25 protein-coding genes and 1 riboswitch are annotated in these 23220 nt (G+C 71.7%); of the genes, 16 read left to right on the top strand and 9 right to left on the bottom strand.

All coding sequences use genetic code 11. From position 1 onward, the window contains the following. Positions 1-128: 128 nt before the first annotated feature. From pqqE to pqqA, 5 genes are all read right to left on the bottom strand, one after another. Positions 129-1379: a pyrroloquinoline quinone biosynthesis protein PqqE gene (gene pqqE, locus BKK80_RS28125; protein ID WP_071019771.1), complete on the bottom strand. Its 1251-nt coding sequence runs from the start codon at positions 1377-1379 to the stop codon at positions 129-131. Further along, positions 1351-1650 carry a pyrroloquinoline quinone biosynthesis peptide chaperone PqqD gene (pqqD, locus tag BKK80_RS28130; RefSeq protein ID WP_071019768.1) on the bottom strand — a complete coding sequence of 100 codons (300 nt, stop codon included), beginning with the start codon at positions 1648-1650 and terminating at the stop codon, positions 1351-1353. The genes pqqE and pqqD overlap by 29 nt, the downstream gene beginning before the upstream one ends. Next, entirely contained in the window at positions 1647-2339 is a 693-nt protein-coding gene (pqqC, locus tag BKK80_RS28135; RefSeq protein ID WP_071019767.1) for a pyrroloquinoline-quinone synthase PqqC, read from the bottom strand. Before pqqC ends, pqqD begins: the two co-directional genes overlap by 4 nt. Next, the gene (pqqB, locus tag BKK80_RS28140) at positions 2336-3253 is read right to left on the bottom strand and encodes a pyrroloquinoline quinone biosynthesis protein PqqB (RefSeq protein WP_071072181.1); all 918 of its coding nucleotides are present in this window, start codon (positions 3251-3253) and stop codon (positions 2336-2338) included. The genes pqqC and pqqB overlap by 4 nt, the downstream gene beginning before the upstream one ends. A gap of 123 nt (positions 3254-3376) precedes the next feature. Beyond that, positions 3377-3451: a pyrroloquinoline quinone precursor peptide PqqA gene (gene pqqA / locus BKK80_RS35910; protein WP_083384790.1), complete on the bottom strand. Its 75-nt coding sequence runs from the start codon at positions 3449-3451 to the stop codon at positions 3377-3379. Positions 3452-3596: 145 nt separating this feature from the next. Between pqqA and BKK80_RS28145 the strand changes: the two genes are divergently transcribed. Together BKK80_RS28145 and BKK80_RS28150 are read left to right on the top strand one after the other, a co-directional pair. Next, entirely contained in the window at positions 3597-4568 is a 972-nt protein-coding gene (locus BKK80_RS28145; protein ID WP_071072183.1) for an alpha/beta fold hydrolase, read from the top strand. 161 nt (positions 4569-4729) lie between these two features. Beyond that, a complete protein-coding gene (locus BKK80_RS28150; protein ID WP_071073379.1) occupies positions 4730-5614 on the top strand; it encodes an MBL fold metallo-hydrolase in 885 nt (294 codons plus the stop codon). 57 nt (positions 5615-5671) lie between these two features. Here BKK80_RS28150 and BKK80_RS28155 read toward each other — a convergent pair whose 3' ends face one another. Continuing rightward, complete coding sequence (locus BKK80_RS28155; protein WP_084545916.1) at positions 5672-7795, bottom strand: sigma-54-dependent Fis family transcriptional regulator; 2124 nt, start codon at positions 7793-7795, stop codon at positions 5672-5674. 321 nt (positions 7796-8116) lie between these two features. Between BKK80_RS28155 and pedF the strand changes: the two genes are divergently transcribed. The 11 genes from pedF to BKK80_RS28210 all read left to right on the top strand — a co-directional run bounded on the left by pedF (position 8117) and on the right by BKK80_RS28210 (position 17824). Continuing rightward, complete coding sequence (pedF, locus tag BKK80_RS28160) at positions 8117-8605, top strand: cytochrome c-550 PedF (protein WP_071019758.1); 489 nt, start codon at positions 8117-8119, stop codon at positions 8603-8605. A 104-nt stretch (positions 8606-8709) separates the two neighbouring features. Then, complete coding sequence (locus BKK80_RS28165) at positions 8710-9150, top strand: thioesterase family protein (RefSeq protein WP_071019756.1); 441 nt, start codon at positions 8710-8712, stop codon at positions 9148-9150. Between the two features lie 365 nt (positions 9151-9515). Continuing rightward, complete coding sequence (locus BKK80_RS28170; RefSeq protein ID WP_084545917.1) at positions 9516-11081, top strand: L,D-transpeptidase family protein; 1566 nt, start codon at positions 9516-9518, stop codon at positions 11079-11081. 73 nt (positions 11082-11154) lie between these two features. After that, the gene (mepK, locus tag BKK80_RS28175; protein ID WP_071019750.1) at positions 11155-11721 is read left to right on the top strand and encodes a peptidoglycan L,D-endopeptidase MepK; all 567 of its coding nucleotides are present in this window, start codon (positions 11155-11157) and stop codon (positions 11719-11721) included. 366 nt (positions 11722-12087) lie between these two features. Continuing rightward, the gene (locus BKK80_RS28180) at positions 12088-13329 is read left to right on the top strand and encodes an amine dehydrogenase large subunit (protein WP_236903808.1); all 1242 of its coding nucleotides are present in this window, start codon (positions 12088-12090) and stop codon (positions 13327-13329) included. After that, positions 13326-13919 carry a MauE/DoxX family redox-associated membrane protein gene (locus BKK80_RS28185; RefSeq protein WP_071072187.1) on the top strand — a complete coding sequence of 198 codons (594 nt, stop codon included), beginning with the start codon at positions 13326-13328 and terminating at the stop codon, positions 13917-13919. Before BKK80_RS28180 ends, BKK80_RS28185 begins: the two co-directional genes overlap by 4 nt. A 68-nt stretch (positions 13920-13987) precedes the next feature. Next, positions 13988-14575: a methylamine dehydrogenase accessory protein MauD gene (mauD, locus tag BKK80_RS28190; RefSeq protein ID WP_071040050.1), complete on the top strand. Its 588-nt coding sequence runs from the start codon at positions 13988-13990 to the stop codon at positions 14573-14575. Positions 14576-14594: 19 nt separating this feature from the next. Beyond that, on the top strand, positions 14595-15110 hold the full coding sequence (locus BKK80_RS28195) for a methylamine dehydrogenase light chain (RefSeq protein WP_071019744.1): 516 nt from the start codon (positions 14595-14597) through the stop codon (positions 15108-15110). Beyond that, the gene (locus BKK80_RS28200) at positions 15107-15604 is read left to right on the top strand and encodes a c-type cytochrome (RefSeq protein ID WP_084545791.1); all 498 of its coding nucleotides are present in this window, start codon (positions 15107-15109) and stop codon (positions 15602-15604) included. Before BKK80_RS28195 ends, BKK80_RS28200 begins: the two co-directional genes overlap by 4 nt. Position 15605: 1 nt before the next feature. Then, entirely contained in the window at positions 15606-16043 is a 438-nt protein-coding gene (locus tag BKK80_RS28205; protein ID WP_071072189.1) for a cytochrome c, read from the top strand. Between the two features lie 326 nt (positions 16044-16369). Beyond that, positions 16370-17824 (top strand): amidase, encoded by a 1455-nt coding sequence (locus BKK80_RS28210; RefSeq protein WP_071022487.1) that lies wholly within the window; start codon positions 16370-16372, stop codon positions 17822-17824. Between the two features lie 113 nt (positions 17825-17937). On the opposite strand, the gene BKK80_RS28215 is transcribed toward BKK80_RS28210, so the two are convergent. Then, on the bottom strand, positions 17938-18927 hold the full coding sequence (locus tag BKK80_RS28215; RefSeq protein ID WP_071072191.1) for an AraC family transcriptional regulator: 990 nt from the start codon (positions 18925-18927) through the stop codon (positions 17938-17940). Between the two features lie 237 nt (positions 18928-19164). Beyond that, positions 19165-19275: riboswitch (SAM-I-IV-variant riboswitch) on the top strand. Between the two features lie 54 nt (positions 19276-19329). Here BKK80_RS28215 and BKK80_RS28220 point away from each other — a divergent pair. From BKK80_RS28220 to BKK80_RS28230, 3 genes are all read left to right on the top strand, one after another. Then, positions 19330-19698, top strand: coding sequence for a hypothetical protein (locus tag BKK80_RS28220; protein WP_071019737.1), 369 nt, complete (start codon positions 19330-19332; stop codon positions 19696-19698). A gap of 381 nt (positions 19699-20079) precedes the next feature. Then, positions 20080-21102, top strand: coding sequence for a D-alanine--D-alanine ligase family protein (locus BKK80_RS28225; RefSeq protein WP_071072194.1), 1023 nt, complete (start codon positions 20080-20082; stop codon positions 21100-21102). A 32-nt stretch (positions 21103-21134) separates the two neighbouring features. Beyond that, entirely contained in the window at positions 21135-21686 is a 552-nt protein-coding gene (locus tag BKK80_RS28230) for a shikimate kinase (RefSeq protein ID WP_071072196.1), read from the top strand. A gap of 258 nt (positions 21687-21944) precedes the next feature. Here BKK80_RS28230 and BKK80_RS28235 read toward each other — a convergent pair whose 3' ends face one another. Both BKK80_RS28235 and BKK80_RS28240 read right to left on the bottom strand, forming a co-directional pair. After that, positions 21945-22361, bottom strand: a complete 417-nt coding sequence (locus tag BKK80_RS28235) for a DUF5615 family PIN-like protein (RefSeq protein WP_071072198.1) — start codon at positions 22359-22361, stop codon at positions 21945-21947. Beyond that, the gene (locus tag BKK80_RS28240; protein WP_071072201.1) at positions 22358-23032 is read right to left on the bottom strand and encodes a DUF433 domain-containing protein; all 675 of its coding nucleotides are present in this window, start codon (positions 23030-23032) and stop codon (positions 22358-22360) included. The genes BKK80_RS28235 and BKK80_RS28240 overlap by 4 nt, the downstream gene beginning before the upstream one ends. Between the last annotated feature and the right edge of the window lie 188 nt (positions 23033-23220).

The following is a 23220-nucleotide window of genomic DNA, read 5'->3' on the forward strand; positions in this document are numbered from 1 at the left end:
ACCTACGCACCTACGCACCTACGCACCTGCCGAATGCTTGCCGCAGGACTTGTCGACCGGCTCGCCGTGCGGCCCGCGGGCGAGCCGCAAGGGGCCGCGGCACCGCGGCGCCCGCAGGTCCGCGCCGGCTAGCCCCGGCTCAGGCGCAGTGAGTTGGCGTCGGTGCGGAACACCAGCGGCGCGGTGGACGCCGCTGCGGCACCGTCCCGCGGCGCCAGGGCCGCCGCCAGCCTCCCGTGCGCCACGCCGCGCGTGGCCGCCACGCCCGGACCGGTTGCCATCGACGCCGCGCCTTGCGCCACCGCCTCGCGCACGCGTCCGTGCTCGGGCGAGCGCTCGCAGGCCGGGTCGGTGGCCGCCGGGTCGCCGGTCAGCAGGAACGCCTGGCAGCGGCAGCCGCCGGCATCGTCCTCGCGGCCGTCGCAGCTGCGGCACGGCTCGGGCATCCAGCCGGTGCCGCGGAAGCGCTGGAAGGCTTCGCTCTCCTGCCAGATCCAGCGCAGGCCGTGCTCGCGCACATTGGGCAGCGCCGGCCCGGGCAGCATGCGCGCCGCGTGGCAGGGCAGCGCGGTGCCGTCCGGCGCCACGCCGAGGAAGGTCGTGCCCCAGCCGTTCATGCACTTCTTCGGCTTGCCCTCGAAGTAGTCCGGCACCACGAACAGGATGCGGCAGCGCTGCCCCACCTGGGCCCGGTAGCGCTCCACCACCGCCTCCGCCTCGCGCAGCTGCCGGGCATCGGGCATCAGCGCCTGGCGGTTGTGCCAGGCCCAGCCGTAATACTGCGTGTTGGCCAGTTCCAGGTATTCCGCCCCCATCTGCAAGGCCATCTCGATGATGGTGCCCACGTGCGGCAGGTTGTAGCGGTGCAGCACGCAGTTGAGCACCATCGGGTAGCCATGCGCCTTGATGCTGCGGGCCACGCGGCGCTTGAGCTCGAAGGTGCGGGTGCTGGAGAGGAAGTCGTTCAGTTCGCGGGTCGAATCCTGGAAGGAGAGCTGGATATGGTCGAGCCCGGCCTCGCGCAGCGCGGCCAGGCGTGCGTCGGTGAGGCCGATGCCTGAGGTGATCAGGTTGGTATAGAAGCCGAGCCCGTGCGCGTGCGCCACCAGGGTTTCCAGATCCTTGCGCAGCAGCGGCTCGCCGCCGGACAGGCCGAGCTGCACCGCGCCCAGCGCGCGCGCCTGCGTCAGCACGTCCAGCCACTGCGCGGTATCGAGCTCGGCCTCGTGGCGGGCGTAGTCGAGCGGATTGGAGCAGAAGGCGCAGTGCAGCGGGCAACGGTAGGTCAGCTCGGCCAGCAGCCACAGCGGCGGCCCCGGCCGCGCCGCCGCGGCGTCCGCGGGCACCGCCTCAGACCAGCCAGCCGCGTTCGATTGCATGACTGACAAAGGCGTGGACCTCGGGGGCGATGCCATCGACGCCGAAGGCGGCCTGCAGGTCGTCGATCAGCATGTCGAGCGTGCGCGTGCCGTCGCAGTGGCGCAGGATGGCGGCGGCGCTGTCGTTCAGCGTCACCATGCCTTCCGGATAGAGCAGCACCCAGGCCTGCTGGGCGGGCTCCCACTGCAGGCGGAAGGTGCCGTGCAGGCTGGGCCTGCGCGCCGCGGCGGCAGGCGCCGGCGCGGTCTCGGTGGTCGGGGCGGCGCTCATGGATAGGCCTTTTCGATGGCGTCCAGCATCGACCACAGCACGTCGAGCTTGAACTGCAGGATCTCCAGCGCGCGCAATTGCAGCGCCGGCGTGCGGAAATGGGACAGCGTCACGCGCAGCCCATGGTCGACGTCGCGCTGGGCGAGCGGGATGCGCGAACGGAAATAGGCCAGCCCCTCGCGCTCGATCCACGGATAGTGTTCGGGCCAGCCCGACAGCCGCTGCTGGTGGATCTCCGGCGCGAACATCTCGGTCAGCGAGGAACAGACCCCCTCCTGCCAGGGCGCGCTACGCGCAAAGTTCACATAGGCGTCGACGGCGAAGCGCACGCCCGGCAGCACCAGGCGCTGCGACCACAGCTGCTCGCGCGACAGCCCCACCGCCTCGCCCAGGCGTGTCCACGCCTCGATGCCGCCCGGCGTTTCCGGGGTGCCATCGTGGTCGAGGATGCGCACCACCCACTCGCGCCGCGTCTCGCGCTCCGGGCAGTTGGCGAGGATGGCCGCATCCTTCTGCGGGATGCGGACCTGGTAGTAGAAGCGGTTGGCCACCCAGCCGCGGATCTGCTCCGGCGTGCAGGCGCCGGCCGCCATGCGCTGGTGGAAAGGATGGTGGATGTGGTAGCCCGACTGGCGGGCGCGCAGCCGGGCCTCGAATTCCGCCGGGCTCCAGGGTTCGCTGTGGCTCATAGCGCGATCTCCATGCCGTCCCAGGCCACCTCGATGCCGTGCGCGGCCAGGCGGCGGCGCTGCGGCGAGTCTTCGTCGAGGATGGGATTGGTGTTGTTGATGTGGATCAGGATCTTGCGGACGCGCGGCACGGCATCCAGCACTTCGATCATGCCGCCCGGGCCGGATTGGGCCAGGTGGCCCATGTCGCGCGCGCGCTTGGCCGACAGCCCCAGTTTCGGCATCTCGTCGTCCTGCCAGAAGGTGCCGTCCACCAGCACCACGTCGGCCGCCTGCAGCTCGGCCATCACGTGCGGCTCGATCGCGCCCAGCCCCGGGGCGTAGAACAGGCGCGCGCCGCTGCGCGTGTCGACCACGCGCAGGCCGATGTTGTCCCCGTGCTGGGGGGCCTCGCGGTTGGGCGAGTACGGCGGCGCCTTGCTGTCGAGCGGCACCGGCGTCAAGGCCAGCGACGGCAGCGCGGCCAGGCGCAGCGCGCTGCCGTCGAGCGGCAGCGGGTGGGCCTCCAGGCCGCAGTAGTGGGACAGGATGCGCCGCAGCGGGAAAGCCCGGTCGAGATCCGCCAGCACCGGCGCGGTGGCGTAGAGCGGCAACGGCCGGCCATGCTCGCGCAGCATCAGCAGGCCGGTGACGTGGTCGATCTGGGCGTCCATCAGCAGCACCGCGGCGATGCCGCTGTCGCGCTGGCTGCGTGCCGGCTGCAGTGCCGGCGTGGCGCGGACCTGCGCCAGGATGTCGGGCGAGGCATTGACCAGCAGCCAGTCGCTGCCGTTCTCGCTCAAGGCGATCGAGGATTGTGTGCGCGGCGTCGCGCGCACGGTGCCGCGCCGCACGCCGGCGCAGTTCGGGCAGTTGCAGTTCCATTGGGGAAAGCCGCCGCCCGCGGCGGATCCCAGTACCCGCAGTGTCACCATGTTCTTGTCGGGCGCGGTGCGCCTGTCTCCCTTGTCTGTGCGGCCCCGCCGGTTCGCGGGAAGCCGGCACGGCAGGCTGCGCGGCCGGGCCCGCCGCGCGGGCGGGCCCGGCCGGCTACGGCGTCAGCGGTTCGCGATGTACATCGTGATCTCGAAGCCCAGGCGCAGTTCGGTGTAGGCGGGGGTATTCCAGGTCATGTCTCCTCCTTGATTCGGATGTCGGATTGGCTTGGTCCGGATGGCTCGTTGCTACGGTGCGCCCGGCTGGCACGGATCGTGTTCGCCTGGCCTGCGCGGGCGTCCATCCGGGCCGCCGCGCATGAACCCTGACGAGGCAAATTCCATGCCCAACACGCCATCGCCCCCGTCCGGCGAGGTCTTCTGGCTGCGCACACCCGACGCGCACCGCCTGCACGTGCGCCTGCTCGGCCCGCCCGGCGGCACGCCCTGGCTGGTCCTGCACGGCGGGCCGGGCAGCGGCTGCGCGCCGTCGATGGCGGACTGGTTCGACCTGGCCCGCCACCGCGTGGTGCTGCCGGACCAGCGCGGCGCGGGCCGCTCGCGCCCGGCCGGCTCGCTCCGGCGCAACACCACCGGCGCGCTGCTGGACGACCTGGAGCGGCTGCGGCGCGCCCTCGGCATCGAGCGCTGGCACGTGGCGGCCGGCTCCTGGGGCGCCGCGCTGGCCCTGGCCTACGCCGCCCGCCACGCGCCGCATGTGGCCGGGCTGGTCCTGCGCGGCAGCTTCCTGACCGGGCGCGACGACATCCTGCGGCTGTTCAGCGCGCGGGCGCGCGGCGCCTCGATGCTGGCGCCGCGCGCCCATGCTGCGGCGCACACACGGCTGGGCGCGGCACAGGCGCAGCTGCTTGCGACAGTGCAACTGTTGCAAAACGGAACACCTGTCCAGCAACGGGACACCGCGTGGCGCTGGCGCCGCGTCGAATCCGGCCTGCTGACGGGACGGCCGGCGCGGCGCTCGGACGGTGCGGACCGTGCCGGCGCGCGCTCGCTCGCGGCCAGGCGCGCCGAACGCGCGCTGTGCCGCAAGTACCGCATCCAGGCCCGCTACCTGCCGCGCCGCTGCGGCCTGGGCAAGGCCGCGCTGCTGCGCGCGGCGGCGGCGGTCGGCGCGCAGGGCATCCCGGTCACGCTGCTGCACGGCACGCGCGACCGCGTCTGCCCGCCGCGCAATGCCGAGCGGCTGCGCCGCGCCATCCCGCAGGCCGAGCTGTGGCGGATCGCGGGCGGACACCTGGCGCAGGGCGCGATGGCCGAGGCGCTGGGCCGGGCCATCCGGCGGCAGTCGGCATGACGAGGCCGGCACTCCCACGCCGGCGCTGGCTGGCGCAAACCCCGGCGCTGGTCCTCGGCGCATGGCTGCCGCCGGCCGCTACCGCGCAGGCCGCACGGCCCGCACGCCACGCCGGAAGCGGGTCCGGCCTGCCCGCACCGGCCTCCGTCGCCGCGGCGGCCATGCCGCCGCTCGCGCTGCGGCCGTTCGGCCCGGGTACCTGGGTGGCCGAGGCCGTCAATGCCGAGCCCGCGCGCGCCAATGCCGGCGCGGTGGTCCCCTCGCTGGTGGTGCTGGCCGGCGACGGCGTGCTGGTGGTCGATCCCGGCCCGCACCTGCGGTGGGGCCGGCGCCTGCTGGCGGCGATCCGCCGGCTGACGCCGCTGCCGGTGCGCTGGGTGGTCAATACCCACGCCCATCCGGAGCATGTGCTCGGCAACGCGGCTTTTGCCGCGCTGCGGCCGCGCCCCGTCTTCGTCGCCTCGCCGCAGACCGCCGCCCTGATGCGCGCGCGCTGCGCGGCCTGCCTGGACCATCTGCGCGCCCTGCTTGGCGCCGGCACGCTGGCCGGCACAGGCATCGTGCTGCCGGCGCCCGCGCTGCGCGATGGGACGCGCTTCGCCACCGGCGCGATCGATTGGCGCGTGCGCGTCTTCGCCGACGCGCACAGCCCGAGCGATACCGTGCTGTACGCGCCGGCCAGCGGCCTGCTGTGCGCCGGCGGCCTGGCCACACGCCAGCGCGTGCCGGACCTGCGCGAGGGCAGCCTGGCCGGCTGGCAGGCGGCGCTGCGCGAGCTGCTGGGGTGGGAGGTGCGCCGTGTTGCCGGCGCCGGGGTGGGCACGCCGGCGCAGACGCTGGCGCCCACGCTGGCCTATCTCGATGCCCTGGAAGCGGATATCGCGCGTGCCTGGCGCAGCGGCGGCGATGCTGCCGACGCCGCCCGCGCCGTGCCGGGAGACGGCTTCCGCCACTGGCGCGGCGTCTCGCCGCGCCACGCGCTCAATGTGCAGCGCGCCTGGCTGGAACTGGAAGACCGCTACCTGCGCGAGGCGCCGCCGGGCTGAGGGTGCCGGCGCAGGACGCGCTCACGCCGAGCAGAGCTCGGGCCGGCTAGCGGAGGCTCAGGCGTCCGGCCCGCCGCCGCTGCCGGGGTCGGTGCCCGGATCGGCACCCCCCGGCTGCAGCAAGCGTGCCGCCTCGCCGATCTTGCGGTAGACGGTGTTGCGCGAAATGCCGAGGGCCTTGGCGGCGGCCGAGATATTGCCGCCATGCGCGCGCACCGCGGCCACCGTGGCCAGCGCCTCGACTTCGGCCAGCCGGGTCGGCGTGGCGGCAGGCGCGGCAGGCGCGGCGGACGTGGCGGCCGCCGACGGCAAGCCGAAAGCGGGCGCGGCCGGCTGAGCGGCCAGGCCCCCCGGCCCGGCGGCCACGGCCTGCCCGGCGCGCGCCTGGCGCTCCTGCCAGTCTTCCAGGAAGTCGTCCGGCAGGTGCGACTCGTCGATCTCGTCCTCGCCCGCCGCCATCAGCCGTGCCGTGTTCAGCAGGTTGCCGAGCTGGCGGATATTGCCCGGCCAGTGGTAGCTGCCGAACATCCGCATCACCCCCTCGCCCAGGCGTTCCGGGCAGGCCGGCGTGCGGTCCTGCGCCAGCAGCCGGGTGGCGATGGCGGCCAGGTCGGTGCGGTCGCGCAGCGCCGGCAGGCGCACCACCAGGCCGTTGAGCCGGTAGTACAGGTCCTCGCGGAAACGCCCCGCCGCCACCTCCTCGCGCAGGTTGCGGTTGGTGGCGCACACCAGGCAGAAGCTCACCTGGATCACCTTGCTGCTGCCCAGCGGCGTCACCGCGCGCTCCTGCAACGCGCGCAGCAGGCGTGCCTGCAGATGCAGCGGCATATCGCCGATCTCGTCCAGGAACAGCGTGCCGCCGTTGGCCAGCAGCATCTTGCCCACCCCGCCCTTCTTGCGCGCCCCGGTGAAGGCGCCTTCCTCGTAGCCGAACAGCTCGGACTCGATCAGCGTCTCCGGGATCGAGGCGCAGTTGACCGCCACGAAGGGGCCTTGCCGGTTCGGGCTGTCGGCATGGATGGCACGTGCCAGCAGTTCCTTGCCGGTGCCGGTCTCGCCCAGGATCATCACCGGCACCTCGCGCCCGATGACCTTGCGCAGCTTGCCGATCACCGCGTGCATCTGCGCGTCGCCGGTGTCCAGGCCGGCCAGGCCCTCGGCCGCCTGCGGCACCGCAGGCGCCAGCCGGCGCGGCATGGCCGGCGGCACTTCGCTCACCGCGGTCGCCACGCCGGCCGCCGCGGGATCGGTCGCGAGGCGCGCCCCCGACACCGCCTCGGAGCGCTTGTACTGCACCCGCGCCCACACCTTGACCCCGCTCGGCAGGCGCAGCGCCAGCGCGCCGCCGTGGGCCGCGCGCAGCGCGTCGAACAGTTCCGACATGGCCACGCCGAACAGCGAGGGGAAGGTGTGCACCTGCAGCGCCCCCAGCGACAGGCCGAGCTGGAACTGGCCGCTGCGGTTGGCCGAAAGGAAGCGGCCGCCCGGCGTGAACGCCGCCAGCCCCTCGACGATGGTGCCGAGGAACTCCTGGCGCGAGTGGAAATGCACGCACACCATGTCCTGGAAGGCGTTGCCGAACAGCTGGTTCTCGATCATCTGCGCCGACATCCGCACCAGCGCCATGGTGTGCTTGTGGAAGCCGCGATGGTCACCGGAGACGTCCAGCGCGCCGGCGGTGCGGCCGTAGGGATCGACGATGGGCGCGCAGGAGCAGGTCAGGAACTGGTTGGCCTGCAGGAAGTGGTCGCCGGCATGGACCAGGGTCGGCCGCCCTTCGGCCAGCGCCGTGCCGATGGCGTTGGTGCCCTTGCTTTCCTCCGACCACACCGCGCCGGCGCGCAGCGCCACCTTGTCGGCCTTCTGCAGGAAATCGTCGTCGCCCAGCGAATGCAGGATCAGCCCCGAGGCGTCGGTCAGCATCACCATGCTGTGGGTGTTGACGATCTGGTCGTAGAGCGTCTCCATCACCGGCAGCGCGTGGGTATACAGCGACTGGCTGTGGGCGATACCGTCGCGCAGTTCGCCGGCAGCCGCCTGGCCGTAGTCGGGCGCCTCGTAGCGCCGCAGCCCATAGGCCTCGGAGCGCTGGTGCGCCTGCGCGATGGTCTCCGTGGGCGTGCCGTCCCAATCCGGGACGGTGCCACCGCCGGCCGCCTGGCCGGCCGGGTGGGCAGTCATCATGGCATGGTCTCCTTCTCCTGTTCGGTTCGCCCGCGGTCTGTGCGCGCGGGTCGCCGGCGGCGCGCCTGGGGCGCCTTGCCGCCGCTTGTACCCCACTTGTTCCGGGGTACTGTTGCATGGTGAAGCAAGAGGCTTGCCAGCGTGTTCCATTTCGGGGCACGCCGGCCGTGCCCGCCTGTCACGATGCGGTGCAATATCCTACCGCGCCGGGCCCTCCGACCCTGGTATGCCATTTGCAGATAGGTCCGCCAACACCGCGCGAGCGGCGAGTACCTATCGAAAACAAGACAGAAACCAACCAAAACGGAGGTGACACCCATGGCCCGACCGCATCGATTCCGCCCCTGGCTGCGCGCGCTGGCGCTGGCCGGCGCCGCAGCCGCGCTGCCCGCCCTCGTGCAGGCCCACGGCGACGTGGTCCCGCAGGCCGTCGATATCGGCACGCTGCCGCAGCTCGGCGCGGAATGGAAGCCGGACAATCCCTATCGCAGCGGCGCCGCCCACAAGGAAGCCTTGCATATCGGCAGCTCGGCCTACAACCAGAACTGTGCGCGCTGCCACGGGCTGGAAGCGGTCTCGGGCGGCATCGCGCCGGACCTGCGCGCACTCGACACCGACTGCACCTCGCTGTCCGATCCGGCCAAGAAGCAAGCCTGCCGCAGCGAGATCGACCAGTACTTCTCCACCACGGTACGCCAGGGCCGCACCCGCGACGGCCGCGTCTACATGCCCCCCTTCGAAGGCACGCTGTCGCAGGAGGCGGTGTGGGCGATCCGCACCTATATCGAGTCGCGCGGCGCGCCCTGAGCGCCGACCGGCGGGCGCGGCGGCGCCCATCGACTATCATAGGGCCCCCGCGGCCGCGCCTCACCGGTGGCGCGGCCGCTTCCGTCTTACCCGTATCCATCCCAATGGCCCGCCTGCAGCTCGACTTTCCCGCAGAGCAGTTCTGCTACGACACCCACCTGACGGTGCGCGTCACCGACATCAATTCCGCCAACCACCTGGCCAACGACTCGATGATCTCCATGATCTCCGAGGCACGTGCCCGCTTCCTGCATGATTTCGGCATCGGCGAGATCCAGGGGGAAGGCGTCGGCATCATCGTCACCGACCTCGCCACCACCTACCGCAACGAGGCCCATGCGCGCGACCAGTTGCGCTTCGAGGTGGGCGTGATGGACTTCAACAAGTACGGCGGTGACATCATCTTCCGCATCACCCGCCCGCGCGACGGCGCGCTGATCGCCATGGCCAAGTCGGGCTTCGTCTTCTTCAACTACATGCAGAAGCAGGTGGTGCCGATGCCCGAGGCCTTCCCCGGGCGCTTTCCGCGCGTCAACTGGGTCTGAGGCCCCGGCCGCGCGGGCGCGGCTCCGGCACGCCGGCTTGACGCACATCAAGCCACCGCGCGGAAGCGGTCCGCCGCACGCGCTGGCGCGACCGGCAGCGGCCGACCCCGGCGGTACACTATCGTTTCCTCCCCGCAGTGATCTGCCGCCGCGCCTGCCCTGCCTGCCGGAGCGGCCCATGCGCCAGCGCCGGGGAAGCCGATGGAGAAACGATGCCTTGCCCCGCTGTCCTGCCCGCCACCCTGCCTGCAGTCCTGCCCGCCACCCGCCACGCGCGTCACCCCGTGCCGCCCCGGGCACCGCGCCGCGCCTTCGCCCGGCGTGTGCTCGGCGCCTGCCTGCTGGCCTGTGCCACGGCCTGGGCCATGCCGCCGGCGTTTGCCAGTGCCAGCGACAGCGCAGGCAGTGAGGCCGGCGCCACACCGTGGTTCACGCAGGGAAGGCCGAGCGATGCCGCCCTGCAGGCGGTGGATGCCCTGGCCGGCGCCGCCGCCGACGGGCTGGATGCGAGCGACTACGATGCCGAGGGCCTGCGCCGCGCCGTGCGCGAGGCGCGCGATGGGGCGCCGCTGGCGGCGGATGCCGCCGGCGCGCTGGACGCTTCGCTGACGCGCGCCATGCAGCGCTACCTGTCCGACCTGCACGACGGCCGCGTCGATCCGCGCCAGGTGCACGCCAATTTCCCCCATGCCGCCGGCGACACCTTCGATCCCGCGGTATCCCTGCGCGAAGCGCTGGCACACCAGCGCCTGCCCGAAGCCTTGCATGCGGCCGCGCCAGCCTTCCCGCTCTACCCGGCCCTGCGCCGGGCCCTGGCGCACTACCGCACGCTCGCCGGCGATCCCGCCTTCGCGGCGCCGCTGCCGGCGCTGCCTGGCGGCAAGCTGGCGCCAGGCCAGGCCTATGCCGGCAGCGCCGCGCTGGCACGGCGGCTGGAAGCGCTGGGCGACCTGCCCGCCGGCACGCGCGTGCCCGCGCGTTACGAAGGCGCGCTCGTCAACGGCGTCAAGGCCTTCCAGGCGCGCCACGGCCTCGACGCCGACGGCGTGCTCGGCGGCGGCACCCTGGCCCAGCTCAACACGCCCATGGCCACGCGCGTGCGCCAGATCGAGCTGACCATGGAGCGCCTGCGCTGGACCCCGCTGCTCGACGCGCCGCGCATGATCGTGGTCAACGTGCCCGAGTTCGTGCTGCGTGCCTACGAGGTCCACGACGGCCAGGTGCAGGTCAAGGTACAGATGAAGGTGATCGTGGGCAAGGCACTCGACACGCGCACGCCGCTGTTCAAGGAGGACATGCGCTACATCGAGTTCAGCCCGTACTGGAACGTGCCGCGCTCGATCGCCCGCGCCGAGACCATCCCGCGCATCCGCCGCGACCCTGCCTACTTCCAGCGCCAGGGCTTCGAGTTCGTCGGCGGCGACGGCCGCGCCGTCACCACCTTGTCCGACGCCAATCTCGACGCCGTGCTGAACGGCCAGATGCGCATCCGCCAGCGGCCGGGCCCGCAGAACGCGCTGGGCGACATCAAGTTCGTGTTCCCTAACAACGACAATATCTACCTGCACCACACGCCCACCGTGCAACTGTTCCAGCGCGGCCGGCGCGACCTCAGCCACGGCTGCATCCGCGTCGAGGAACCGGTGGCGCTGGCGCGCTTCGTGCTGCAGGACATGGCCGGCTGGGACGAGGCCCGCATCCGCCAGGCCATGACCAAGGGCCAGTCGAACACGCTGCGGCTGCAGCAGCCGCTGCCGGTGGTGCTGGCCTACGGCACCGCCATCGTGCAGGAGGACGGCCGCGTGATGTTCCTGCCCGACATCTACGGCCTCGACCGCCTGCTCGACCAGGCCCTGCGCCAACATTCGACGCGGCGCATGGCGGCCGGCAAGCTCGCGCCGAGGCAGCGCAGCCTGGCAGTGCGCAACTGACCGTACACTACAGACAGCGCGCTACCGAGCCGGCCCCGCACGCCGGCACATGACCCCCACAGGAGTCCCGCCCATGTCCGACCCCGTCCACCCCCGCCGCCGCTTCCTGCACCGCGCCGGCGCCGCCGCGCTCGCCACCGGCCTGCTGCCGCTGGCCCCGCAGCCGGCGCTGGCCGCGCTCGCGGCCCTGCCCGGCGCCCACGCGCTGTCCTTCGACAACCTGCACACCGGCGAGCGCCTCTCCACCGTCTTCGCCATCGGCGACACCTTCGTGCCGCAGGCGCTGCAATCGCTCAACCACCTGCTGCGCGACCACTACTCCGGCCAGGTCGGCAATATGGACCCGCAACTGTTCGGCCTGCTGTTCCGCCTGCGCCAGGCACTCGGCACCGACGAACCCTTCCAGGTCATCTCCGGCTTCCGCAGCCCGGCCACCAATGCCCGCCTGCGCCACACCGGCGGTGGCGGCGTGGCCAGGCGCAGCCTGCACATGGACGGCCAGGCCATCGACATCCGCCTGGCCGGCGTGCCGCTGGCCGAGCTGCGCGACGCCGCGCTGTCGCTGCAGGGCGGCGGCGTCGGGTTCTATGAGAAGGAGCAGTTCGTCCACGTGGACACGGGACGCGTGCGGGCCTGGTAAGCTGCCGGCCGCCCTTGCCACCTCCCGGCCTCCTGGCCGGCGGACCTTCTGGTCGCCGGGTTGGTCGCCGGGTTCCCCGGGCGCAGGCCCTCGGCCGCGCCGCCATTGCCGAAAACGGATGACCAGCGTGGTGCGGCACGCCCCATGCCAAGGCAGCGGCACGCGCCGCACATCCACCGTACGCGCACCGGACGTGCACCGGCCGCCTGATCCGCCACCCCGCGCCGCACACCTGCCGCGCCCGCGCTGAAACGGCGCCGGCAGCGCTCCGTACAAGTCCCGGTCCCCGCCTTGCCGATTCCGGCTCACGCCGGCAGCGCGCCCCTCCCTAGACTGGCTCCCATCCCGCCTCGACAGGAGCCCGCCGTGAAGCACCCCAGCCGGGCGCCAGGCCGCACGAACCGCATGCCATGGCGCACCACCCGCCCCCGCCGCCGGACCACCGCCTCGGTCCTGTCCGGCGCCGCTTTCGCCACCCTCGCGGCACTCGCCGCCGTCTGCGGCGTCCCCGCCGCGTGCGCCGAGGACCTGCCGCCGGAGACGCTCACCGTCGCGCAGCTGCCGCCGGCCGATGCCGACCGCCTCTATATCTCCGACGTGGCCTTCCGCCACATGGTGGACGGGCGCCTGCACGTGGTCGACGGCAAGCGCATGAAGTACCTCGGCCTGGTACCGACCGGCTTCGGCGGCCAGGCCGTGCTGTCGCCGGACAAGCGCACCCTCTACGTGGTCGCCACCTACTACCCGCGCCTGTCGCGCGGCGAGCGCGCCGACGTGGTCAGCCTCTACGACGCCGACACCCTGGCCTACCACAGCGAGATCGTGATCCCGCCGCGCCACGCGCAGTCGCTGCCCTACCGCGGCATCATCGCGGTCTCGGCGGACGGACGCTTCCTCTACGTGCAGAACGCCACGCCCGCCACCTCGGTCAGCATCGTCGACCTGCAGGCCGGCAAGCTGGCCGCCGAAGTGCCGACCCCCGGCTGCTGGGGCATCTTCGCCACGCCGGCCTCCAGCCAGCGCTTGCGCACCTTGTGCAGCGACGGCGCCATGCTCACCATCGAGCATGACGCGCAAGGCCAGCCGGCCGGCCAGAAGCGCAGCGCGCGGCTGTTCGACCCGCAGCAGGACCCGGTCTTCCTGCATGCGGAAGCCATCGGCGACGCGCTCTACTTCGTCTCCTTCCACGGCAATGTCTATCGCGCCGACCTGTCCGGCGAAACGCCCGCCTTCGACCCGCCCTGGTCCCTGCTCGGCAGCGCCGATGCCAGGCGCGGCTGGCGCCCGGGCGGCTACCAGCTGTTCGCCGTGCACGCCGCCACCCGGCGGCTCTTCGTCGGCATGCATCCGCGCGGCCGGGAAGGCTCGCACAAGTCGCCGGCCGACGAGATCTGGACCGTCGACCTGGCCAGCCACAAGCGCCTGGCGCGCGCCCCGGGCCAGCACGCGCTGGCGCTGACCGTCACCCAGGAAGCGCGCCCGACCCTGTACGCCCTCGACGCCACCACCTCCGGCGTGGTCGCGCTCGACCCGGCGCAGGGGCTCAAGCCGGTCGCGCGGCTGGACGGCGTAGCCGAGAACCCCCTGCGCGTGGAGGCCCACCAATGAATGCCGCCGCCCTGCTGGCCGACCCCATCGTCGCCGCCGCCTGCCACGCCGCCGCAGCCCTGGTGCTGGGCCTGTCGGTGGCGCCCAAGCTGCGCGACCTGGCCCGCTTCCAGGCTGCCTTCGCCGCCTATGGCCTGCTGCCGCCGGCCTGGACGCGCACCGGCGCGCTGGCCTTTGTCGCGGCCGAGGGCGCCGCCGCGCTCGGCCTGGTGCTGCTGCCGCAGAGCCCGGGCCCGGCCCTGGCCGGGCTGGCGGTGGCCGGCCTCGCCACTGCCGCGGTCGCCGTCAACCTGGCGCGCGGCCGGCGCGAACTGCGCTGCGGCTGCGGGGCGGCCGCCGACAGCATGCCGATCTCCGGCGCGCTGCTGGCGCGCAACGCGGGCCTGCTGGCCGTGCTCGCGGTGGCGGCGGCCTCCACCAGCAGCAGCCTGGCCGGCGCGGCCGGCATCAGCGACGTGGCCGGCACCGGCATGGCGCGCGCGCTCGGCACGCTCGACTGGGCTGCCGCCGCCTTCTGCGCGCTGGCCTTGCTGCTGCTGTGGCTGGCTGCCACCCAGTTACTGGTCAATGCCGGGCGCGCGCGCGGCTGACGCCGCCGCGACGCCGGACCTCCCCGCTTCCTTCCACTTCAAGCATCACGCATCAAGCCGAGTTCACCATGACCGCTCTCGTTATCGCCAATATCGTCTTGTGGATCGCCGTGCTGGCGCTGCTGTTCGGCCTCTACGCGCTCGCGCGCCAGGTCGGCATCCTCTATGAACGGGTCGCGCCGATGGGCGCGCTGATGATCGACGCCGGCCCGCGCGTGGGCCAGCCGCTGACACGCTTCGACCTGCAGGACGTGCGCGGCGATGCCGTCGCCGTGGGCGGCGCGCAGCCCGCCAGCACGCTGCTGTTCTTCCTCTCGCCCACCTGCCCGATCTGCAAGAAGCTGCTGCCGGTGCTGAAGTCGATCGCCGCCAGCGAGCGCGCCTGGCTGCGCATCGTGCTCGCCTCCGACGGCGAGCAGCCCGAGCACCTGGCCTTCCTGCGCCAGGCCGGGCTGGCCGAGTTCCCCTACGTGCTGTCCAAGGAACTGGGCATGCACCTGCAGATCGGCAAGCTGCCCTACGCCGTGCTGCTCGACAGCGCCGGCACGCTGCGCGCCAAGGGGCTGGTCAACTCGCGCGAGCAGCTCGAAAGCCTGTTCACCGCCATGGACCTGAACGTGGCCTCGGTGCAGCAGTTCCTCGAAACCCACGCCTGACGGCACGGAGACATTTGTGATGTGGTTCGACCGATGGATCGAGCGCCAGGCCCGCCGCACGGCCCAGCGCACCAGCCGGCGCAGCGCGCTGGCCACGCTGGGCAAGGCCATGGTGGGCGGGCTGGCGCTGCCCGTGCTGCCCTTCGACCGCAGCGCCCACGCCGCCGCCGCGCATGGCGCGCGCCCCGGCAAGGGCGTGGACGAGACCTCCTGCGACTACTGGAAATACTGCGCCGTCGACGGCTTCCTGTGCGCCTGCTGCGGCGGCAGCTCCACCAGTTGCCCGCCGGGCACCGAGCCCTCGCGCGTGTCCTGGGTCGGCACCTGCCGCAACCCGGCCGACGGCAAGGACTACATGGTCAGCTACAACGACTGCTGCGGCAAGACGACCTGCGGCCGCTGCGAGTGCAACACCAACGAGCGCGAGCGCCCGGGCTACAAGCTCGGCGTGCACAACGACGTCAACTGGTGCATGAGCAACAGCAGCACGATGTTCCATTGCACCACCTCCATCATCCTCGGAGTACAGGAATGACGCGCTTCACCCGGCTCGGCGCCCTCACCGGCGCTGTCCTTCCCACTCTCCTCCCCGCGCTGCTGGCCGCGCTCGCCGCCAGTCCCCTCGCCGCCACCGCCGCCACCGCCGCCCCCGACGGCAAGGCCCTGTTCACCGCCAACTGCGCTGCCTGCCATAACGCGGACGCCTCCGGCATCGCCGGCGTGGCCCCGCCGCTGGCCGGCGCGCTGCGCGAGCGGCTGGCCACGCCCGCCGGCCAGGCCTACCTGGCCAATGTGGTAGTGCATGGCCTGGCCGGCCCGATCGAATCGCAGGGGCAGTCCTATAACGGCATCATGCCGTCGTTCGCCACGCTGCCGGACGACGACCTGGCGGCGGTGCTGGCCTGGCTCGGCACGCAGAACGGAGAGGCCGCGCCCAGCGTCGGGGCCGAGCTGCTGGCCAAGGCGCGCGCCGAGCGCAAGACGCCCGGCGCGGTGCGCAAGCTGCGCGATGGCGCCACGGCACGCTGACATGGCGAGCGCCGCGCCGCGCCGCGCACGGGCCCGCGCCGCGCTGCTGGCCGCCGCCGCGTACGGCCTGCTGGCCGGCCCCGCGCACGCCCAGCAGCGGCTGCCGCGCGCCCAGGCCAACTACCTGCTGCACTGCTCCGGCTGCCACCTGCCCGACGGTGCCGGCAAGCCCGCCGCCGGTATCCCCGACATGCGCGCCACGCTGCCCCGGCTGCTCGCCTCGGCCGCCGGGCGGGCCTTCGTGATCCAGGTGCCAGGCACCTCGGGCTCCGACCTCAGCGATGCCGAGATCGCCGAACTGTTCAACTGGATGGTGCCGGCGTTCGGGCCCGGCGTGGCCTCGCCCGGCTTCACCCGGCAGGAGGTCGCCCGCTACCGCCACGATCCGCTCGACGACGTGATGGCGCGGCGCGCGTCCATCCTGCCGGCGCCCCGCTGAAAGGCGCGGCCATTCCAGCCGGACTTCCACGCCGCCCCTGCCGACCGATTCATCACCGCCCCCAACCCCTTCCCGGATACCGCCCAATGACCACCCCCGCCGCCTCGCCCCGGGCAGTTGCCTCGGATACCCCGGATGCCTCGGATACCCTGGGCACCGCCACCGCCCCGGCACCGCCGCAACCCACCCGGCGCCAATGGCTGGGCCGCCTCGCCGGTGCCGCGCTCGGCACGGCGGCCGCCGGCGCCACGGCCGCCGTGCCCGGCGCCGATGACCACGCAGCCCCGGCGCCCCGCGCCGGCGCCACCCCCGACCCCATCGTGCTGATGCCCGCCTGGCAGCTCTCGCGCGAGATCGCCGCGCGCCGCGTCTCCTGCCGCGAAGTGATGGCCGCCTACCTGACCCATATCGACCGCGTCAATCCCGTCGCCAACGCCATCGTCGCCCGCCGCGACAGCGAGCTGCTGCTGCGCGAAGCGGCTGCCGCCGATGCCGCCCTTGCATCCAGCCAGCGCGCCGGCCAGCGCCCCGGCTGGATGCACGGCATGCCGCAGGCCCCCAAGGACCTGGCGCTGACGCGCGGCATCCGTACCACCTTCGGCTCGCCGATCTTCCGCGACAACGTGCCGACCCAGGACGCCATCATCGTCGAGCGCGCGCGCCGCGCCGGCGCCATCCTGCTCGGCAAGACCAACACCCCCGAGTTCGGGCTCGGCTCGCAGACCTTCAACCCGGTCTACGGCGCCACCCGCAACCCCTACGACCCGGCCCGCTGCGCCGGCGGCAGCAGCGGCGGCGCGGCCGCCGCGCTGGCCCTGCGCCTGCTGCCGGTGGCCGACGGCAGCGACTTCGGCGGCTCGCTGCGCAACCCCGCCGGCTTCTGCAATGTGTACGGCATGCGCCCGTCGATGGGCCGCGTGCCCTACGGACCGACACCCGAAGTCTTCCTGCAGCAGCTCGGCTACGAAGGCCCGATGGGCCGCACCGTGGCCGACGTCGCCCTGCTGCTCGCCACCCAGGCCGGACCCGACCCGCGCACACCGCTGGCGCTCGAGCGCGACCCCGCGCTGGCCGCGCTGACCCCCGACAACGTGCAGGCAGCGCTGGCCGCCGACCTCAAGGGCAAGCGCGTGGCCTGGCTGGGCGACTGGAACGGCTACCTGCCGATGGAAGACGGCATCCTGCCGCTGTGCGAACAGGCGCTGCAGGCCTTCCCCGCCTTCGGCGTGGCGGTCGAAGGCATCGCACCGCCCTTCGCGCCGGAACGGCTGTGGAAGGCCTGGCTCACGCACCGCCACTTCCTGGTCGGCAACGGCATGCTGCCGTTCTACCGCGACCCCGCCAAGCGCGCGCTGCTCAAGGCCGACGCCATCTGGGAAATCGAAGGCGCGCTGCAGCTGAGCGGCAACGACGTGTACCACGCCAGCGTGGAGCGCAGCGCCTGGCTGGACACCCTCGACCGGCTCTTCACCCGCTTCGACTACATCGCCGTGCCCACCGCGCAGGTCTTCCCCTTCGATGTCAACCAGCCGTGGCCCAAGTCCATCGCCGGCCGGCCGATGGACACCTACCACCGCTGGATGGAAGTCGTGTTTCCGTGGACCCTGTCCGGCTGCCCCACCATCAGCGTGCCGGTCGGCTTCGGCAGCAACGGCCTGCCGATGGGCATGCAGCTGATCGGGCGGCCGCGCGGCGACCTCAGCGTGCTGCGGCTGGCGCGCGCCTATGAGCAGGAACGGGACTGGGTGGGACGGCATCTGCCGCGGGCGATGCTGGGGTAGCGAGCAAGGTCGCGCGGGATGGCTTGGTGGAGTAACGGCCTGATGTGGATACGGCGAGGGCAGCCATCGCCAGCGCGACCCAGCTCGCTTGATGCTAGCGCCGACCCTCTCCCTCAACGCGGCCGCGCCAGCGTCTGCGACGGCAACTCGCCGAAGAACTCTCGATACTGCGCCGCAAAGCGCGGCAGGTGATGAAAGCCGTAGCGCGCCGCCACCGCTCCCACGGAATCCGCGGTGCCGGCGCGCAGCGCCAGCCGCGCGCCGTTCATGCGCACCGCGCGCACGAAGTCCAGCGGCGCCAGTCCGGTCACCTCATTGAAGCTGTACTGCAGCGTGCGGCGCGATACCCCCAGCCGCTCGCACAGCGCCAGCACACTCCAGCCGGCTTCGGGCGCGGCGCGCACCATGTCGTAGGCGTCGGCCACCAGCCGTCGCCTGACCGTGGGCGTGGGCAGCGACTCATGCGTGCGGTCACCGTCGGCAGTCAGTGCCGTGGCGGCCGCCAACAGCAAGGCATCGCGCATCGCGCTCTCGACGAAGCGGTGACGGAACACCTCGGTTTCCAGCGCCGCAGTGCCCAGCACCGACAGCAGCGCCGCGCGCAGTTCCGCCGCCACGCCCGGACGCAATTGCCGCACCGGCGGCAATTGCGCCACCGTCACCGGTGCGCCGCCGGCCAGCGCGAGCGCGTGCTGCAGCGCCGGCAGCGGCAGGGTCAGCCCGAGCAGATCGAGTTCGCGCGGGGTGCGCATGGCCAGGGCCTTGCCGTTGCCGGCGGTCAGCAGCCCCGCGCCACGCATCGCATAGCCGTGGAACCAGCCGCCATCGCACTGTGCATGCGGCAGCGCCAGCGACAGGTAGCCGCGCATCGCCTCGCCCTCTTCGAGCAAGGCCTGCGAGGTCTGTTCGCGGAACACATGGACATCGCCGAAGGCAGCCTGCTGCACCTCGGCGCGGAAGGGGCCCGGCGTGAGCTGCTGGTAGCGCTGCTGCCAGCCGTCGAGTTCGGCCGCGGCGGCCTGCACGTCGTCCGCGACGAAGCGGCGCAGGCCGCGCGCGGCCCGTGACGGCGGGGGCGCCGAAGGGGGCGGGGTGGGCTTCATGGAAATGTCTGCCTGGGGTATCGGCCCTATGCTGTAGCCTGTTCCGGCGCCCGTCACGCATCGGTTCCGGCCGGCGTGCGGGCACTACCGGGCCAGTGTAGCGAAACGGCTCCGCCACGCAAGCGGGGCAATCCCATGCCGTCGCGCCGACGACGCAAGCGCCCGCCGCGGCCACCGATGTGGTGCCCAGTGCGGCACCCGCCCCTTCCGCCGGCCCCGCGCCGTCTGCTATAGTCGCCCCTGCATCCAGAGTTGGTACCCGACGGTATCAACGCCAACCTGCCTCTCCCGGGCAAGGTGGTTGCCTCAAGGCGATGCGGCCGATGGTCGGCAACGAAGCGGGAAGCGGCATGGCGCGCACCGGTTCGAGTGATCCTTCCAGTGATCCAATTGCGAGCAGCTATGCAGCAGACACAATCCTCCTCCCCCTGTCCCATTGCGGACACCTCGAGCTCCACCCCCGGCAAGACCGCCTGCACCACCGGCACGGAATTTCCGCCAGCGGGCGACCAGTTGGTCCACATCCTGCACATCACTTCGGTACCCGACCACAGGGTCGTCGATGACGTCTCCGGCCGCATGACGGCCTGCGGCGGCACCGTCGACGGCTGGCGCGTGGTGCGCAGCGGCCCGCTGCTGGCCCAGGAGGTACGCCTGCGCGGCGTCAGCCAGGCCTGTGCGCGCGCCGTGCGCGAGGAGCTGCTGGCGCTCGACGAGGTGCTGCGGATCCGGCTGGAGCACCTGTACCTGCGGCGCGGCCGGCCGGCCTGAGACACTCCAGGCCGCCCGCCCGGACGCGCCAGTGTCCGGGCCGCCTCAATCCCGGTCGCATGCACCCAGTGGCAAGAAGCGCCGGTAAGGCCTCGCCTTGGGGGCACGATTGAAGGCCAAGCAAATGCTTCAGTATCCAGCCAACCGGCCGCAATCCGCGTGGCACGCACTGACGGCCGGAAAGCGACCATCGCGACAGCCGTCGTGCTGTCCGTTGTCACGTCCATTGCAGTCTCCTGCCCGAATCAGGGAAACTTTCGGCCGCGGCAACGTCTGAGCCATGTCAGAGCCTGACGGTGTCCGAAGCATCGGCCGTCGACCCAGTCCCGCCCCTGCCCGCCACCGGCACGGGCGGCCCATCATTGCGAGAACCCAGCCCCCATGCCAGATAGCAAACTGAAGGTAGCGGTACTGTTCGGCGGCACCAGCGAAGAACGCGAAGTCTCCATCGCCAGCGGCGCGCAAGTCATCCAGGCCCTGCGCAGCGCCGGCCACCATGTGCTGGCCGTGGAAACCTCGCGCGGCCTGCTCAGCGACGAAGACGAAGTCCGGCTGCTGAGCGCCAAGGTGGACGAGGCCCCGCCCGCCTCCGACGCCCTCGCCGTGCTGCGCTCGGCCGAAACCAGCCTGATCCGCACGCCCGCGCTGGCCGACGTCGACGTCGTCTTCCTGGCCCTGCACGGCGGCACCGGCGAAGACGGCACCGTGCAGGCCATGCTCGACCTGGCCGGCATGGCCTACACCGGCAGCGGCCACCTCGCCAGCGCCATCGCCATGGACAAGGACATGTCCAAGCGCCTGTTCGTCGCCGCTGGCGTCGCCACGCCGCGCTGGCACATGGTCCCCTGCCCGCCCGAAACGGTGACGCGGGACCTCGGCTACCCCCTGGTGGTCAAGCCCAACCGGCAAGGCTCCACGGTCGGCCTGTCCATCGTCCGCAGCCCCGACGCCCTGGACGCCGCCATCCAGCACGCCGCCCGCTTCGACCGTGAAGTCATGCTCGAACAATTCATCGCCGGCCGCGAACTGACCGTTGGCGTACTCGGCGACCAGGCCCTGGCGGTCGGCGAGATCCTGATCGAACCCCAAGCCGTGTTCGACTACCGCGCCAAGTACCAGCCCGGCGCCGTGCGCGAGATCTTCCCCGCCGACCTGCCCGACGCCATCACCGCCGCCGCGCAGGACGCCGCGCTGCGCGTGCACCGCGCGCTCAAGCTCGACGGCTACAGCCGAACCGACTTCCGCCTCGACGCGCAGGGCCGCCTGTGGTGCCTGGAAGTGAATTCCCTGCCGGGGATGACGGCGACGAGCCTGCTGCCGCAGTCAGCGGCGGCGAGCGGGGTGTCGTTTGCCGAGTTGTGTGAGCGGATCTGCCGGGCGGGGATAGCGCGGCGACGGGGATGACAGCGTTCCGGCCGCCGCCGCCGGAGAGATCAATGTTCCCTGTCGCACATCTGATCGGGCCAGGAGGGGCCGGCAAGAGCACCATCGGCGCGGTCCTGGCACGCCGGCTGAACTGGCGCTTTGTCGATCTGGACCAATGCTTCTTGTCATGGCACGGCCATATCGGCGACCTGATAGATCGCCACGGCTACGCCGGATACGCAAGACGCAATATCCAGCTGTACGCCGACCTCAGGCATCGCGTGGCCGAGCCCATGGTCTGCGCGCTCTCGTCCGGGTTCATGACGTATCCGTCGGACATTGCGCCAGCCTATCCATCCATCCGCAGCAGCATCGAGTCCGATGCACGCACCGCGCTCTTGCTGCCCGCCCTCGACCTGGAGCCATGCACCAGCCTGATCGTCGCGCGGCAATTGTCCCGAACCTATCTCAAGGCAAGCGCGGAAAGCGAGGCCAGGAAAATCCGCGATCGGTTCCCGCGCTTGATGGCACTGAACTGCGCGCGCTTTGTCAGCGAGGGACCTGTCGATGCGATCGCGGCCTCGATTGAACGGTTTATCCGGGATTCGTTGGCACGGGCTTGAGCCGCGTAGCCCGGACCGGCGCGCGGCAAATTCGCGTACTCGGCGACCAAGGGCAATCGGCCTTCTTCGATAGCAGTCGTCTTACATCGACGATCATCAACAATGCATGCTGCAGAGAAGCCGAAAGATTGATAGGCTGCTTGCGGCCAGGAGCTGGCACTCGACATGAGGGCCCGTTTGGGGTTCACATGGATAGCGCTGGAGAATCCATCAGGAGGTGCGCCGCATGACTTCGTGCTAGGCGGCCCGCCTTTCCCCTTACTGCGGAATCGCATACCGCTCGATCGTCACCCCGCCGGCGGCATCTTCAATCACCTCAAGCGCCTGATTGATCAGGTCTGGCAACGTCGCCAGCTCTTGCAGAGCAAGGCCGAACAAATCGAGTTGGCGCGCTGGTGTCATGGGCAGGTTGGACACAAGGCACACAAGGCCGGCATGTATCGGCTCTTTCGTATGCAGCCCACCCAGTGGCCCGCCAAGCGGCCCGCGAAAATCCACGGCGTTATGGGTCACCAACGTGAAGTCCTCCGCAAGCGCGTGCCGGATAAGCCGATAGTCCGGGGTACCCGACCAGCCACGGTCACGCACACAGGTGGACTCGGGATAGCCGGCATCGCGCGCGAGCCGGACCAGGCCCGGCCAGAGGCATTCGTCGATCAGGAACTTGTACGTCACGCCCGCTCCGGCGCGGGCCTCACCACTTTGCGGGAAACGATGACCTGCGCCGACTCGGCCTCCGGCAGGCGGCGCGGTCGACCGGGTCGCGGATGGGCCTTGACGTAGACCTTCGCGTCTTCCAGCAAGGGTGCCGTCAGGAACGGGTAGGCTTGCTGCAGTTCCGCGAACGGAACCCCATCGTCTGAGGCCGCGACGACGTTGGCTACAGGCACGCGGGTGCCGGCAAAGCACGGGGTGCCGCCGAGCACATCCCGATCCTCGACTATGTATTCCTCGGCTTGCTGCAGTTGCGTGGCGCGTTGAACGACCGATTCCACGAACTTTCCCAGGCCAATGATGCAAAAGTCCGTCTTCAACGACCAATCGAAGTCCGCATGCAGCGCACGACTGCTGAGGATGAGGAAGTTGTCAAAGTCCGCGCGCTGTGCCAGCCGTGACGTGATGTGCTCGATCACGTGCCGGCGCATGGTGCGCGTCAGTTCGTCGCTCGTTTGGAAATAGAACTGGGCCAGTGGCGCAGTCAACGGGGCGAAACGTCGGCCGTGCTCGCGCCACACCAAGGTGGGCGGCAGCACTTCTTCATCCACGAGGCGATTGATCTCCTTGTCCGTGACGCCGGCCAGGAAGGCGACATGGGCGGCCGATACTGCATTGCCCGCTGTGAGCATGATAGACCTCCAATCCTTTCCGGAATGCAGAAATCTTTCCGGTTAAAAGGAAAGATTTTAGTCGATTCAGGCCAACAGCGCGACAGGCGCTTGCTCTGTTTCACGGCGAGTCTGGAATTCTTGCCCCTTTCCGGCGCGAACTGAGCACAGGATCGCGCTGGCAGACTTTGATTCCCGACCGACCGGCG

It is taken from the genome of Cupriavidus malaysiensis, from assembly GCF_001854325.1.
GTDB lineage: Bacteria > Pseudomonadota > Gammaproteobacteria > Burkholderiales > Burkholderiaceae > Cupriavidus > Cupriavidus malaysiensis.